The 12,746-nt window shown below is 67.8% G+C and carries 16 protein-coding genes and 2 pseudogenes; 10 read left to right on the top strand and 8 right to left on the bottom strand.

What is annotated here, in order from left to right:
• Positions 1-6: 6 nt before the first annotated feature.
• From M6G08_RS25105 to M6G08_RS25095, 3 genes and pseudogenes are all read left to right on the top strand, one after another.
• Positions 7-441, top strand: a pseudogene (locus M6G08_RS25105) (IS5 family transposase); the annotation flags it as partial.
• A gap of 367 nt (positions 442-808) precedes the next feature.
• Complete coding sequence (locus M6G08_RS25100) at positions 809-1,042, top strand: DUF5133 domain-containing protein (protein WP_272589414.1); 234 nt, start codon at positions 809-811, stop codon at positions 1,040-1,042.
• Positions 1,043-1,093: 51 nt separating this feature from the next.
• Positions 1,094-1,273 carry a hypothetical protein gene (locus M6G08_RS25095; protein WP_272589413.1) on the top strand — a complete coding sequence of 60 codons (180 nt, stop codon included), beginning with the start codon at positions 1,094-1,096 and terminating at the stop codon, positions 1,271-1,273.
• A gap of 25 nt (positions 1,274-1,298) precedes the next feature.
• On the opposite strand, the gene M6G08_RS25090 is transcribed toward M6G08_RS25095, so the two are convergent.
• The 5 genes and pseudogenes from M6G08_RS25090 to M6G08_RS25065 all read right to left on the bottom strand — a co-directional run bounded on the left by M6G08_RS25090 (position 1,299) and on the right by M6G08_RS25065 (position 5,107).
• Positions 1,299-1,544, bottom strand: a complete 246-nt coding sequence (locus M6G08_RS25090; RefSeq protein ID WP_272589412.1) for an ANTAR domain-containing protein — start codon at positions 1,542-1,544, stop codon at positions 1,299-1,301.
• Between the two features lie 246 nt (positions 1,545-1,790).
• Complete coding sequence (locus M6G08_RS25085) at positions 1,791-1,994, bottom strand: cold-shock protein (RefSeq protein ID WP_272589411.1); 204 nt, start codon at positions 1,992-1,994, stop codon at positions 1,791-1,793.
• 762 nt (positions 1,995-2,756) lie between these two features.
• Positions 2,757-2,930, bottom strand: a pseudogene (locus M6G08_RS25080) (telomere-protecting terminal protein Tpg); the annotation flags it as partial.
• A protein-coding gene (locus tag M6G08_RS36050) for an IS630 family transposase (protein ID WP_443048933.1) occupies positions 2,931-4,015 on the bottom strand; the annotation gives its coding sequence in 2 pieces (ribosomal slippage) (positions 2,931-3,568 and positions 3,568-4,015; 1,086 coding nt in all).
• Between the two features lie 276 nt (positions 4,016-4,291).
• Positions 4,292-5,107 (bottom strand): alpha/beta fold hydrolase, encoded by an 816-nt coding sequence (locus M6G08_RS25065; protein WP_272589408.1) that lies wholly within the window; start codon positions 5,105-5,107, stop codon positions 4,292-4,294.
• 153 nt (positions 5,108-5,260) lie between these two features.
• Between M6G08_RS25065 and M6G08_RS25060 the strand changes: the two genes are divergently transcribed.
• Complete coding sequence (locus tag M6G08_RS25060; protein WP_272589407.1) at positions 5,261-5,716, top strand: MarR family winged helix-turn-helix transcriptional regulator; 456 nt, start codon at positions 5,261-5,263, stop codon at positions 5,714-5,716.
• A gap of 28 nt (positions 5,717-5,744) precedes the next feature.
• Complete coding sequence (locus M6G08_RS25055; RefSeq protein ID WP_272589406.1) at positions 5,745-6,509, top strand: class I SAM-dependent methyltransferase; 765 nt, start codon at positions 5,745-5,747, stop codon at positions 6,507-6,509.
• On the opposite strand, the gene M6G08_RS25050 is transcribed toward M6G08_RS25055, so the two are convergent.
• Entirely contained in the window at positions 6,425-6,823 is a 399-nt protein-coding gene (locus M6G08_RS25050; protein ID WP_272589405.1) for an Lrp/AsnC ligand binding domain-containing protein, read from the bottom strand. The two genes, M6G08_RS25055 and M6G08_RS25050, sit on opposite strands and share 85 nt — an antisense overlap.
• Before the next feature lie 161 nt (positions 6,824-6,984).
• Here M6G08_RS25050 and M6G08_RS25045 point away from each other — a divergent pair, with 161 nt between their 5' ends.
• From M6G08_RS25045 to M6G08_RS25035, 3 genes are all read left to right on the top strand, one after another.
• Positions 6,985-8,568, top strand: coding sequence for an ISL3 family transposase (locus M6G08_RS25045; RefSeq protein ID WP_272589404.1), 1,584 nt, complete (start codon positions 6,985-6,987; stop codon positions 8,566-8,568).
• A gap of 82 nt (positions 8,569-8,650) precedes the next feature.
• Positions 8,651-9,067: a DUF4259 domain-containing protein gene (locus tag M6G08_RS25040; RefSeq protein WP_272589403.1), complete on the top strand. Its 417-nt coding sequence runs from the start codon at positions 8,651-8,653 to the stop codon at positions 9,065-9,067.
• Between the two features lie 335 nt (positions 9,068-9,402).
• Positions 9,403-9,552: a hypothetical protein gene (locus M6G08_RS25035; RefSeq protein WP_272589402.1), complete on the top strand. Its 150-nt coding sequence runs from the start codon at positions 9,403-9,405 to the stop codon at positions 9,550-9,552.
• Between the two features lie 189 nt (positions 9,553-9,741).
• On the opposite strand, the gene M6G08_RS25030 is transcribed toward M6G08_RS25035, so the two are convergent.
• On the bottom strand, positions 9,742-10,350 hold the full coding sequence (locus tag M6G08_RS25030; protein WP_272589401.1) for a GNAT family N-acetyltransferase: 609 nt from the start codon (positions 10,348-10,350) through the stop codon (positions 9,742-9,744).
• 159 nt (positions 10,351-10,509) lie between these two features.
• Positions 10,510-11,280: a methyltransferase domain-containing protein gene (locus tag M6G08_RS25025; protein ID WP_272589400.1), complete on the bottom strand. Its 771-nt coding sequence runs from the start codon at positions 11,278-11,280 to the stop codon at positions 10,510-10,512.
• 28 nt (positions 11,281-11,308) lie between these two features.
• Here M6G08_RS25025 and M6G08_RS25020 point away from each other — a divergent pair, with 28 nt between their 5' ends.
• Positions 11,309-11,779, top strand: a complete 471-nt coding sequence (locus M6G08_RS25020; RefSeq protein WP_272591422.1) for a MerR family transcriptional regulator — start codon at positions 11,309-11,311, stop codon at positions 11,777-11,779.
• Between the two features lie 435 nt (positions 11,780-12,214).
• Positions 12,215-12,730: a hypothetical protein gene (locus tag M6G08_RS25015; RefSeq protein ID WP_272589399.1), complete on the top strand. Its 516-nt coding sequence runs from the start codon at positions 12,215-12,217 to the stop codon at positions 12,728-12,730.
• Positions 12,731-12,746: the final 16 nt, after the last annotated feature.

The following is a 12,746-nucleotide window of genomic DNA, read 5'->3' as shown; positions in this document are numbered from 1 at the left end:
TGATGTGTGATTTTGGCTGACGCTCAGTGGGCGAGGATCGAGCCGTTGCTGCCGGACCGGACTCCGAAGCGGGGAGGACGGTGGCGGGATCACCGGCGGGTGATCGACGCGATCGCCTTCAAGTACCGCACCCGTACGCCGTGGACGGCCCTGCCTGAGCACTTCGGGTCATGGAAAGGCGTCCACAATCGGCTACGGAAGTGGGCCGCCGACGGCACCTGGGAAAAGGTCTTCACCGCTCTGCTCGCCCAGGCCGACGCCGAAGGGGACCTCGACTGGATCGTCGCGGTCGACTCCACCGTCCTCCGCGCTCACCACCATGCCGCTGGCGCCCGCCGAGGGGCCCTGGCCGACGAGCCCGTCCATCATGCCCTCGGACGGTCCCGCGGCGGTCTGACCACCAAGATCCACCTCGCTGCCGACGGCCGCTGCCGACCCCTTTTTCAGCCATGGCGGCCGCGTCGAAGTAGCGCCAGGCGGACCGCACGTGGATGCCGAGCCGCGCGGCCACCATGGTCATGTTCTTCTCGATGGTGTCCTCAACGGTCGTCGGTGCGAACTTCACGCCCCGGCGGGCCAGCTCGGTGAGCGTCTGGGCAACGGCTTCTTTGAAGGCCTTCGTGTTCCGCACCACCACATCGTCGGCGGGCTGGAGCAGCCGCCAGGCCGCTTCGCCCGTACTCGACTGCCGGCAAAGCCAGCCCCTGGGCGGCTGCTTGGCGGGCCGGGAGTGCGAGGCGGGAAACCGGGGTATCCGGGTGCACGGCCCTGAGCCAAATGTGCGCCGGTGCGGAAGGACGGTTCTGTAATGCTGATGGCCCACCCCGCGGTGCTGCGGGATCTGATCGACCAGTACGAGGCCCTCGCCGCCGTGGGCGCCGCCGACGCGGACAGCGCGCAGGTGCGTCAGCGCCTGGACGACGTCGCTTACACACTGTGTGTGTCCACCGGCACCCGGAACATCGACGCGGCCCTGATCGCCGCACGGCATCAGTTGCCCGGCGCCCGCCCTCTGGACGACTCGGTGCTGAACGCCGGCTGATCCGCTAGCCTTCCCCGCTGCCCCCTGACCTCGAGGAAACGGACACCCCACGTGGACGCCACCGTCACCAGCGCCGCGCCGATCTACGACCTGCTGATCGCCGAACGCGGCGACGTCGTCGCCGACGCGGCGCGCGTCGCCGAGCAGACCCGGCTCGAGGCGGCCGACACCCTCGACTTCGGCCTCCCGGGCAGCGGCGAGGACAGCGACACCGACGCTGACGCCGCGTAGGGGCAGGCCGGGCTGCGGGCCGCCGTCATCCGCGGCGGCGGCCGCGCAGGATCTGTCCAAGAGCTCGGCGTATCGGTGGGGGCAGCGGGTGGCCGGCGGTGGTGGCGACCAGTTGCTCGGCCACGGTGCGCAGCTTGATGTTGTTGTGCTGGGAGACGGCCACCAGGACCTCCCACGCCTCGCCGGGAGTGAAGTGGCCGATCGCCATCACCATGCCGCGGGCCTGGTCTATCACCGGCCGGTACGTTATCGCCTCACGTAGCTGCGCCACTTCTGTGCACGCTGAAGCTCCGTGGCGCTCTCGTTTCCCGCCTGTTGCTCGGGTGGCCACGGCGCGTCCTGCTTGCGCGGCTGGGTCGTCACAGTGCCTACGAATCCACCCACGGTCAGCGTCTTATGCGCGCCACGTTCCTCTTCGTCCGCCCGACGCGCGCACCCGTTGGCCGAGCCGGGGCGGCGCGAAAGCGGGAGGCGGCTGCCCGGGACGCAGCCGCCTGGTGGTCATCGCTTCGCCCGGTCAGCGACGGACAATGTTCTGCGCCTGCGGCCCCTTCTGGCCCTGTCCCACCTCGAAGGTGACGTGCTCGCCCTCCGTCAGCTCGCGGAACCCGCTGCCCTTGATTTCGGAGTAGTGCGCGAAGACGTCCGCACCCCCGTCGTCCTGCGCGATGAAGCCGTAACCCTTCTCGCTGTTGAACCACTTCACGGTGCCGCTGGCCATACTGTCGATCCTTCGTTCATGCGGTGAGAACAGCCCAGTTATCTGGGCATGCTCCAACCCCTGGCAGCAGGAGCCGCAACGTTGTACCCCGCACTGTCCTGCTTATCCGACCGACGACACACCCAGACCCGAGACAACCACCACCAGCCGGCTCCTGCAGGCCATCGCATGCGCACCTACGGCCAACGGGTCGCGGACGAAGACGGCCCCGACGCCGGGCGCGGAGTCGGAGCCGTCCACGACGCGGGCCCCGTCGTGGGGCGAGCGGGACCCGCACATGATGCCCAACGCACCCGGCGACAGGCCGTTACGCCGCCGAACGAGCGAAGCACCACACACCGCCGCCCGCCTGGTGCTCGCTCGACGAGAATCGGAGCCGACCAGCGTGAACTACGGGGTCGAGGTTGACGATGCCGTGTCGGCACTCGGCCGTGGCCGTTGAACCGGGTGACAGGCAGGTGCTGACCATGTCTCTCGGTGCCCTACCCGCCTCGGGATGGGGCCGCGGGTAGGTGCCCGCCCTGTCATGGCAGGTGGCCCCTGGTTCTCTCCATCGCGGATCGGGGGCTATCGACGCAGGAAATGACAGGCTCGTTCCCACGGCGGGTAACCGACGCGCAGCGACGTCGTTGAGTACGGCATCGCGTGCATGAGCCTCCCGCCCTCCCCGTGCGGATCGCGCGAGCTAGCCGCGGACCACTCATCGGTTCGGGGATCGCGGCTGTTCGGCGCGCGGCTGCTACCGCTCGAACTCAAGGTGCTCGTGAAGCGCACCTCCTCGAGGGAGCTGGCGCGGCGGCCGCCGCCGTCCTGAAAGTAGACCTCCTTGAGTGCTTCGGCCGCGATCTCTTAAAAGTGCTGGTCGGTGGCGCCGGCCTTCTGGGCGTGGCGTGCGGCGTACTGCGGGGCAGGGACGGCCTGGTGCCTTAAGAGGTCCTACTGACCTTTCCGTTGAGTTGTCGTGTTGAGTGTGAGACCGGTTTCGGCGAGGCAACCCTCGATGAGGTCGGTGCGTCGTTGGATGCGGCGCAGGCCACTGCGGACAGCTTGGACAAGGTGGTCGCGATCGCGGAAGACGACGTTGGCGGTAGTGCTGCGCCGGAGCAACGACCAGATGCCCTCGACCGGATTGAGGTCGGGTGCATAGCTGGGCAGCTGGACGATGGTGAGCCAGTCATGCTCTGCCGCGTACTCACGTAATCGGCTGCAGCGATGAACGTTCAGGTTGTCCCAGATCACCAGGATGGGACCGCCGAGCTGGAGGTGGGCCCGCACGAGAAGATCACGGTAGTCCTGCCAGGTGAAGCCGCGATGGGCCCCTTGGTGATGGCCCTGGACGCGAGGACGGTAGATCAGACGGCTGCGTTCGCCGGCCTTGAAGCACACCAGTGCGGCCATCGTGATGCGGCCGCGGGAAGCGCCGTTGAATCGAACCACGGGTGTGCTCCCCCTGGGTGCCCAGGTGCGTGCACGGTGCGACGTCATCGAGACAGCGGCTTCGTCCTCGAAGACCAGCCATGCCCCGAGCGCCGCCGCGGTGGCTTTGCCCGGGGCCAGATCTCCTTCACCCAGCCGGACACCGCCGCAGCGTCCCGTTCGACCGCCCGCCGGGCAGGCTGCTGACAGGACCAGCCGTGCCGCCGCAACAACTCCCACACTCCGCGGATCGACAACGACACTCCCAACTGGTCGGCAATCAGCAGCCGCACCCGCGAGAGCGTCCACCGCTCATCCGCCCAGCCCTGAGCCATCGCGCCTTCCAGCAACAGCGGCTCGAGCACGGCGAAGTCACTGTGGCCGAGCTTCGGCCGCTTGGCCGGGCCCGACGGGCGCAGGGCCTGTCGCCCTCCCTCGCGCCAGGAGCGGCGCCACCGTTCCACCGACCGGACGCTGACCCGCAGTTCTTTCGCGATCACCGTGTTCTTCTCACCCCGCACAAAGCCATCGGCGGCCAGCATGCGCACCCGCTCCCGCGCGGCCTGACCCTGCGGAGTGAGACCACCACCCTGCGCATATCTCATGGCCACGGCATACCGCAAGGATCTAGCGATGTCAGCCCCGACAACTGAGCGGAAAGGTCAGTAGGACCTCTTAAGACCCCACAGGGACGCTCTTCGGCAGAGAGCCGCAGCAGGACCGCCGACCGCGAGGCGCGCATCACCCCCACGCGGACGACACCACTCCGGGTGTCCGCTGTCCTCGATCCCTCTGCTCAAGGGAGCAGCATCATGACCCGGGGCAACGTTCCCGCGCCTGTCCAGCCGCCTCGCCGGCCGCCGCTGCCCGGGAGCCTCCGGTCAGGCCGGGCCAGGAGCCAATGTCCGGAGGAAGTCCAGCAGGACGCGGTTGAAGCATTCTGGCTGCTCAGCGCCCGGGAGGTGCCCGGCACCATCGATGACGCTCAGTACGGAGTGCGGGGCGAGGTGGCTGATGGCTTCGGCGTCTGTGACCGGTGTGTAGACGTCATCGGCGCCGACGACGATCAGCACCGGGCATCGCACGGCGGCGAGCGTGTCACGGTAGTCAGGGCGCTCGGCCCGGCCCCGCAGGGCAGCCGCGGCACCACGGAGGTCGGTGGCGCGCATCATGCCGAGGACGTGTGCGGCGACGGTCGGCAGTGCGGTGACGTTGTAGGCGGCCAGCATCTTGTCGATGACGTCGTCCGCGTAGTCGGCCATGCCGTTGGCGAGCAAGTGGTCGGCCAGGTGGTTGCGAAATGTCTTGCCGTCGGGTGTCTCAGCGGGTGCCGAGGTGTCCGACAGGACGAGAGCACGTATGCGGCGGGCGTAGTGGCGGTGCATCTCCATGGCGATCTGCCCTCCCATCGAGACGCCGCCGATCACGGCCTGATCGATGGCGAGCAGGTCCAAGAGGCCGATGAGGTCGTCTGCGAAGTCGGACAGATACACCGTTCCGGGAGTGACGTCGCTGTCGCCGCATCCGCGCAGGTCCGGGGTGATGACGCGGTAACCGGCCGCGGCCAGCGCTTTGCTCTGCGGGGCCCACAGCGTGCGGTTGAAGGGGTGCCCGTGGATCAGTAGAACCGCCGGCCCCGTCACGGGGCCGTGGTCGTCGTAGTGGAGCGTGGCTCCGTTCACCGTTGCGTGGCTCATCGAGCCTCCTTGTGTGGATTGTTGGGGCTTTCGCGGCACAGCACGACCCTGGTATTTGCTTCGCCAAGCAAATAAGGTGACGACGTGATGTCTGAGCCACAGAGTTCCCGAGAGCCGCGTCCCGCCGACGATGCGCAGGACGACCGATGGTGCATGGCGATACGACTGCTGGGGCGCGTGGAGAAGCAGTTGGACGAGGCCTTGCAGCGCGAGCACGGCTTGCCGCTGTCGGAGTACCGGGCCCTGTGTGCGCTGAGTCGTACGGAGACCGGTTCCGCCCTGCGGATGGGGGAGTTGGCCGATCGGATCGGGCTCAAGGACAGCACGGTGACGCGTCTGGTCGGCCGGTTGGAGGGGCGAGGACTTGCGAAGCGATCGTCCGGGGCCGGTGACGGGCGGACGGTCACCACCAGCATCACGTCGGCGGGCAGGCTGCGTTACGCGGCGGTGACCCCCATGTACCGGGCTGCTCTCGGGGACGCTTTGGAGGACGCCCTGGCCAACGTGTACCTCCGCGATCTCGCCGCCTGGGTTCTGACGGGCGAGTCGGCCGTGCACGGTGCGTCCGCTCTCCAGAACACGGACAGGGGTGCAGCTTCCACGACCTGATCGATCCGTTTTCAATGAAAGGACATGTATGGCCACCGCTGCCGATCATTACGAAAGCCTGCTCGCCGAGCACTACACCTGGATGCTCGGCGGCGACATCGAGGAAGCAGCGGCGGCACAAGCCGACCTCTTCCGCGAGTTGGGGCTGACAGCACCGGTACAGGAGGGAGCCGCCGCCGTGGACCTCGGCTGCGGCCCGGGCCCGCAGACTCTCGCCCTGGCGTCTCTCGGTTTCGCTTCCGTGACCGCGGTGGACACCAGCGCACGTCTCCTGGAAGAGCTGACGGAGTTTGCCAGGAACTCCGGTCACGCCCAGGCCGTCTGCACCGTGCACGAGGACCTCCGCGGAGCCCTGCCTCGTCTCGCTTCCCCGGACTCTCTCGCCGTCGTCGCGTGCATGGGCGACACCCTCCCGCACCTGCCCAGCAGCCAGGACGTGCAGGAACTGGTCACGGACGTGGCCAAGGCACTGCACCCTGGGGGAAGCTTCGTGGCCACTTACCGGGACCTGACCCGCGAACTCCACGGTCCGGAGCGGTTCATCCCGGTCCGCAGCACCGGTGACCGGATCCTCACCTGCTTCCTCGACTACCAGGGCGAGGACACCGTCCTGGTGCACGACCTGGTCCACACCCGCCATCCCGACGGTTGGAAGCTGAAGACCAGCAGCTACCCCAAGCTCCGTCTGTCTCCCCAGTGGCTCACCGATCAGTGCCGCGCGGGCGGACTTGACGTACGGCGCCACGCCGCCGGCCCTCGTGGTCTGTACGTCCTGCACGCCGTCAAGCAGTGACAAGGCTCCGGTCCGCCCACAGCAGCACGTCCTGAGGGGCTGTCGCGTGCGGGTTCGTCTTCTCCCGGCGACTCCGCACGCCACCCCGGGTCCCGCGTTCTCGCGCGTTTCTCCGACGCGTCACGGCAGCGGTGGGACGACCGTTTCCGGTCGTGCTGGAAGACCACCGAACTGCGGAAGCTGACGATCTCCCGCCGGTCGCTGAGCCGGTCGATGAGGAAGCTGTGCAGCTCGTCCACGTCCGGGACGGCGACATGGATGATCAAGTCATCACCGCCGGTCAGAACGTAGGCGGCGAGACCGCCTCGCCTCATGTGCCGAAGCGGCTCCTCCCCGTGGCTTCGTTCATCTCCAGGGGTTCTGGCTCGCATTCCGTGAGACGACACGCTGAGTGACAACTGACGCTCGGATCAACCTCCCGGAGGTTGCCTGAAAATGGTCAGTACCGACCGCGGGCGGCCGACAGTTCAGCGTCGTGGAAGAGACATCGCTCCGACCGGAGAGGCTGTTGTTCCCGGCGATCGTGGATCTAGCGGTGCTCTCGGTGGACGTGAAAAACGAAGCTGTACACGTCGAGGCCCGCAGTACGGCGGCCGAGGCGGTGTGTCCGAGCTGCGGGAGCCATTCAAGCCGAATACACAGCTCCTACCTGCGCTTTCCCGCCGATGTCCCCAGCGCGGGGCGGCGGGTGGTTCTCTGCCTGTGGGTCCGCCGGTTGTTCTGCCGGAATGTTGCGTGCGGACGGCTGGCGTTTGTCGAGCAGCTACCGGGCCTGACCCGGCGGCACAGCCGGTGGACCGAGCGCCTGCGTTCGACGCTGGCCGCGGTCGGCCTCGCCCTGGCCGGCTCGGCCGGCGCCCGGATGGCGCGAGTCTTCGGAGTGTCGGTCAGCCGCAGCACGGTGTTGCGGCTGCTCACGGCCTTGCCGGAGCCGGAGGCGCCGTCCCCACGGGAGGTCGGCGTCGATGAGTACGCGACGCGCAAGGGCCGCGTCTACGGCACCGTTCTGGTCGATTGCGAGACCCGTCGGCCGGTGGACCTGCTGCCCGACCGGGAGGCATCCAACCTGGCCGAGTGGCTGGCGAAGCACCCCGGGATCGAGGTGATCTGCCGGGACCGGGCTCCCTTCTTCGCGGAAGGCGCCACGGCCGGGGCATCCCAGGCGATCCAGGTCGCTGACCGGTGGCACCTGTGGCACAACCTCGGCGAGGCCGCCGAGGGGGCCGTCTCCCACCACCGCCAGTGCCTGCGGGCCCTCGTCCTCGAGCCGGCCGGAAAGGATACCGATGATCCCACTCCGCCCGAAGGGAGTACCCACCTCACCGTGGAAGAGCGACCGTTCGCCAACCGCATCCGGGCCAGAACACGCCACCGGCCACGCCCTGCTGGAAGTCGGCCACAGCCGCCGCTCCATCGGGCGTCGACTCCATATGACCCACCGCACCGTCAAGAGCCTCGCCGACGCGGCCAGGCCGGGAGACCTCTTCCGCCGCCAGTGGCAGCGCAACCGAACCTCCGTCCTCGACGAGTACAAGCCCTACCTGGACGACCGCTGGGACGAGGGCTGCACCAACGCCTGGAAGCTCTGGGAAGATCGTTCCCTTGGGTTACCGAGGGAAGTTACGGCAGAGTCAGCGCCTACCTGCGGGAAATGCGCACCTCACCGCGATCGGTCACCGCACAGCCGCCGGCACCCCGCGTGGTGACGAGATGGATTCTCAGCCGCCCGGAATCCCTCACCGAGATCGAACAGCTCCGGCTCAAGGCCGTCCTGGCCAACTGCCCCGAACTCGACGCTCTGACCGGTCACGTCCGGTCCTTCGCCCGGATGCTGACCGAGCGCCAGGGCGAACGGCTCCCACAATGGCTCGACGCCGTCCGCCAAGACGACCTTCCCAGCCTCCACACTCTCGCGGCAGGCATCGACCGAGACCGCGACGCGGTCATCGCCGGACTCACCCTGCCCTGGAACTCCGGCGTCGTCGAAGGACACGTCAACAGGATCAAGATGCTCAGGCGCCAGATGTTCGGACGTGCCGGCTTCGCACTGCTCCGCTAGCGAGTCCTCCTCGCCCCATGACCGATGTCAGAGGCGCCTGGAATCCTGCCTCCATCCGAGACAGCCATACCAGGAGCCATGCATGGGAACGTGGGGAACCGGGCCGTTCGACAGCGACCTCGCCGCAGACTTCGTCGATGAACTTGAGGGACTCACCCACCAGCAGGTTATCGACGTGCTTGAGCGGGCATTCCAACGAGTCACCAGCTCAGGAGCACGCACCGATGGCGGAGACGGCGCCGAAGCCGTTGCCGCTGGTGCCCTCGTCGCCAGCACCATCCCGGACAGCCTCATCGCGATCGATCCAGAGGACGGTCCAAGGGGACCGCTGCCCAAACTATCGGCATCACTCCACGCGTTGGCCAGGCTCGCACTGGACCGGGTACTCCAGGACGGATCAGAAATGGCGACGGGGTGGGTGGACAGTGCCGACGCCGACCAGTGGCGCCAGGAAGTGCAACGGATCCTCCAGGCACTCGAAGAAGCAACTGGTCACTAATCGGAACCGCGTCACGAAAAGCGAGCCAGAACCCTGCGACGTGAACAGAGCCACTGGGTTCGACGGAGATCCGACGCCTGCAGCTGACGGATCTCAATCGGTCGGCCGGACGCCTCATCGCTCGCCGTCGCGGAGGCGAGCACACCGTCTACCTGGACGAGCTGACCCTGGAGCTTCTTAACGACTGCCTCCGCGAACGCTACGAGCGTTGGCCTCGCAGCACCAACGCGCATCTGTTCGTCACGCAGGTCACCGCCCTCGCCCCAGAGGGGCCACCGGGTGCCAATTACGGCATTCATCCGATCCTCCATCAGCTCAGGCGTCAGCCACAGAAGTTGAGGATCGATCGGGTCCTCGACGAGGCGCACGAGACTGCCGACCCGGTCCACCTGATGCGTGTCTTCGGGATCGCACCCGACACCGCGACGAAGTACGTCAAGGCCGTCCACCCGCACCGCTTCATCAAGGACAACACCCAGGCGTGACGAACCGGCTGGTTCGCGGCCCCGCTTGTCACTTGGGCCCGCCTGCGTGGGCCAGCACGTTGCCGGCCAACTCCTTGGGGGACAGCTCGCCGTCCAGGAACACGGTGTCGCGGCGTGCGGCCGCTCGGGGTTATGGCAGTTCAGGAAGCCCGCGAGGGCCGCGTAGCGCTCTCACTGGGACGCCCTGGCTCACACTTGCGGATCTCGGTACGAAGGGCGAGGAAAGAACTCAGGGGCCTGGTGCCGCCAGGTCAGTAGTGGCCCGGAGCGGCCCCTGGTGATCGGGGCGGCGTTGGTGATGTGGAAGCCGGTGGCGCGGGCTACAGCCGTGCTGGCTGCGTTGTCGGGGTTGATACGCAAGATGACCTGCTGCAGGGCCAGGGCCTGGTAGGCGTAGTCGGTCATCAGCCGTACCGCGCGGGTGGCCAGGTGCTGCCGCCGATAACGGATGCCGACGGCGTAGGCCAGTTCGGCGTACGGGCCGCCCTGCGAGGGCGAGTCGGGGCCGACGACGAACAGCAGGATCTCGCCGAGCGCGGTATGCCCGTCGCTGGTGATGGCCAACTGGATGCTGCGGCCCTCGGCACGGCGGGTGCGGGCCTGGTCCAGGTAGGCGCGGGCGGCGGCCAGATCGAACGGGTGGTGCAGGGGCGTCCACCGGTCGACCTGGGGTTCGTCGAACAACTCCACCATCACCGGCGCATCTGTATCATCCCACTCCCGCAACTGCAGCCCCAGGCCGGTGATGCTCACGGCGGCAGGCAGACAGCCGTTGGCAGTGGGTGCGGGATCGGTCATCCTTGCTCTCCTTCGTCGTGGCACGTACGTGCGCCGGTGGGGTGGTGTAGTGCCAGGCGGCGGAGCGAAGCAGGCGCGCAGGCCGTCAAGGCCGACGAGGACGGTAGAGCCCTCGTGGCCAGCGACGCTCAAGCTCATCCGCGGGTGGCCGCACAGCTCCTAGGCGGAGGCGGCGGCCACGAAGAACGGAATGGCGATGAGAAAGCGGTCAGCCTCGGCGCGCCGGCGCTGCTCGGCGAGCCACTCATCGGCCTGATCACGGCCGACGGCGCCGCTCGTGCAGGCTGACTTGGCGAGCCTGGTGAGCAGCGACAGCATCGCGGGTTCCGTGAACACGCTGGTGTGCACCTCGACGGTGACGTCGTCGAAGCCGCCGTCCAGGAGCAGATTGCGGTATTGGCGGCCAGCGCGGGGCGTGCCCAGGAGGTCGGCGCGGGCGTGCACCATCGTGCGGGTGAGCGCCGCGTCGTCCGAGTCGATCATGATGGTGTCCCAGTCCTGACCGACCAGGACGATCCTGCCGCCCGGGCAGAGGACGCGCCGCGCCTCCGCCACCGCGCGCCCTGGTTCCTGAAGGACGTGGAAAACCTTGTCGGCGCGGTAGCCGCGCACGCTTCCGTCAGCGAACGGCAGATCGTCCGCCCCCGCCTTCCGGAACTCGGCCGCCGACCATCGTTGCCGGGCCGCGGCCAGCATCCACGAGTCGGGGTCCACGCCCACTGCGTGGACGCCGCGTTCGGCCAGCTCGGCGACGGCGCGTCCGGCGCCGCAGCCGACGTCCACGACAGTCGAGCCCGGGACGAGAGACAGCAGTTCATAGGAGCGGGCCCGCAGCCGGGTAGCGCTCGGTATCTGGTCCGCCGCGTCGAGGACGGCCAGCAGGGCCTGGGTGTCGCGGCGCTCTTCTACCACTTCCTGGTTTTTGGACATGGACGCCAATCTGCTACTTAATGTCGGCATGAAGTCAAGCGACGACAGCGCCGTCGGTGCGATGAGCATCGGCGCCCTTGCGGCACGGTTCGGGCTGGCCACGCATGTCCTGCGGCATTGGGAGTCGAAGGGCCTGCTGCACCCCGGACGGGACGCGGGCGGGCGCCGCCGCTACGGTGCGGACGACCTCACCCGCGTGGCGATAATCCTCCTTTCCAAGGAGGCCGGCCTCGGCCTGGACACCATCAGGAGCCTGTCCGCCACTGTCGACCGCGCCACCCGGCAAAAGGTCCTGCGTGCCGAGGCCGAGGAGCTCCGATCAAGAATCGCGGCGGCCCAGGTCTCATTGGAGCTCATCGAGGGCGGCCTGAACTGCGCGCACGAGGATGTCACCCAGTGCCCGAACTACCAGCGGCTCATCGCCGAGCGGGTCGGCTCCCAAGTGCCGGCGCACGGGCGGGCGCGAGACGGTAACCCGCCTGTTTCGCGGGACGATTGAGCACGGATCAGCCGGGGAGCTAATGATCACGACCGTGGCACCAATCTCATGAGACGACACAACTAAGCGGGGCCGAAACCCACTGGCAGCCAGGAACCCGCTCACGCTGTCCAAGCCAGTTGGAGGCCCGGAACCCGCGGGCTACTCTGCCTCCAGGAGCTCAGCCACCCTCCGGTTCCCCAGGTTTTCCCTCCAGGAATCCACGAACCCGTCGACTTGGCGCCCTGCCGACTTCGACCACATGGTCCGGCTCGGTCGGGTCCGCTCCCCACAGTAGATGCAGCCACAGCCATCGGAGGCGCCTGGGAATAGAGGGCTCTGGCACAGGCATTGAGGTGGGAGAACGCTCACTGCAGCCCCACCCCTGCGGGCTGGACCGCAGGTCATGCGTTGGACTGCGCAGCGGTGTCAGTGCCATCGCATATGTTGCGCAGCATGATGCATTGGATACATGGCCCGCTCGGCTGGATGCACGGTCAGATCCCAAACGGTGAGGAGACCAACGTCGTCTTCTTCCGGAGAATGTCGTTGGACGCGATCACGCGAGGACTCCTCAGCCAGCGTCACCGGCCCCTTGCCTACGGCAAGGGTGCTGACTGGAGCCTAATGATGCACGACATGCTCAGCTGGGACGATGGCGATTACAGCAGCACGAACTATGGTCAACTGTGCCAGCCTGGCGGTGAACTCGCCGTGTTCGTGACTGAGCCGTGCCTGGCGAAAGGCCACCGTCCCCACTTCGAGCACTACCGTGATGGGCGCCTCCACACGTGGGTCAGCTTCGAGGACCTCGGCCACGGAGCAGGGGAGGAGCCTGACTTCCTGCTCCCTGCTCTCATAGAGGCCCACTTGGTCGGCCCCGCTGCAGACCTCGATCGCAAGAACGTTGAGGAACGCGCCGTGGAGGCGATCACACGTTTCCTCTCCCTCCCTGAGTTGGAATTGCCGTGAACCGGTTGCCCTCGGC

It is taken from the genome of Streptomyces sp. M92 (assembly GCF_028473745.1).
Classification (GTDB): Bacteria; Actinomycetota; Actinomycetes; order Streptomycetales; family Streptomycetaceae; genus Streptomyces.
The sequence above is the reverse complement of the archived record's forward strand: the minus strand, read 5'-3'. Positions and strand labels throughout refer to the sequence as shown.

What these genes read in the sequence shown, in the direction of transcription:
- M6G08_RS25030 (WP_272589401.1), bottom strand. Translation starts at nt 10,350, where the DNA reads ATGACCGATCCCGCACCCACTGCCAACGGCTGTCTGCCTGCCGCCGTG.
- M6G08_RS25100 (WP_272589414.1), top strand. Translation starts at nt 809, where the DNA reads ATGCTGATGGCCCACCCCGCGGTGCTGCGGGATCTGATCGACCAGTAC.
- M6G08_RS25040 (WP_272589403.1), top strand. Translation starts at nt 8,651, where the DNA reads ATGGGAACGTGGGGAACCGGGCCGTTCGACAGCGACCTCGCCGCAGAC.
- M6G08_RS25065 (WP_272589408.1), bottom strand. Translation starts at nt 5,107, where the DNA reads ATGAGCCACGCAACGGTGAACGGAGCCACGCTCCACTACGACGACCAC.
- M6G08_RS25025 (WP_272589400.1), bottom strand. Translation starts at nt 11,280, where the DNA reads ATGTCCAAAAACCAGGAAGTGGTAGAAGAGCGCCGCGACACCCAGGCC.
- M6G08_RS25020 (WP_272591422.1), top strand. Translation starts at nt 11,309, where the DNA reads ATGAAGTCAAGCGACGACAGCGCCGTCGGTGCGATGAGCATCGGCGCC.
- M6G08_RS25015 (WP_272589399.1), top strand. Translation starts at nt 12,215, where the DNA reads ATGATGCATTGGATACATGGCCCGCTCGGCTGGATGCACGGTCAGATC.
- M6G08_RS25060 (WP_272589407.1), top strand. Translation starts at nt 5,261, where the DNA reads ATGGCGATACGACTGCTGGGGCGCGTGGAGAAGCAGTTGGACGAGGCC.
- M6G08_RS25050 (WP_272589405.1), bottom strand. Translation starts at nt 6,823, where the DNA reads ATGAGGCGAGGCGGTCTCGCCGCCTACGTTCTGACCGGCGGTGATGAC.
- M6G08_RS25085 (WP_272589411.1), bottom strand. Translation starts at nt 1,994, where the DNA reads ATGGCCAGCGGCACCGTGAAGTGGTTCAACAGCGAGAAGGGTTACGGC.
- M6G08_RS25055 (WP_272589406.1), top strand. Translation starts at nt 5,745, where the DNA reads ATGGCCACCGCTGCCGATCATTACGAAAGCCTGCTCGCCGAGCACTAC.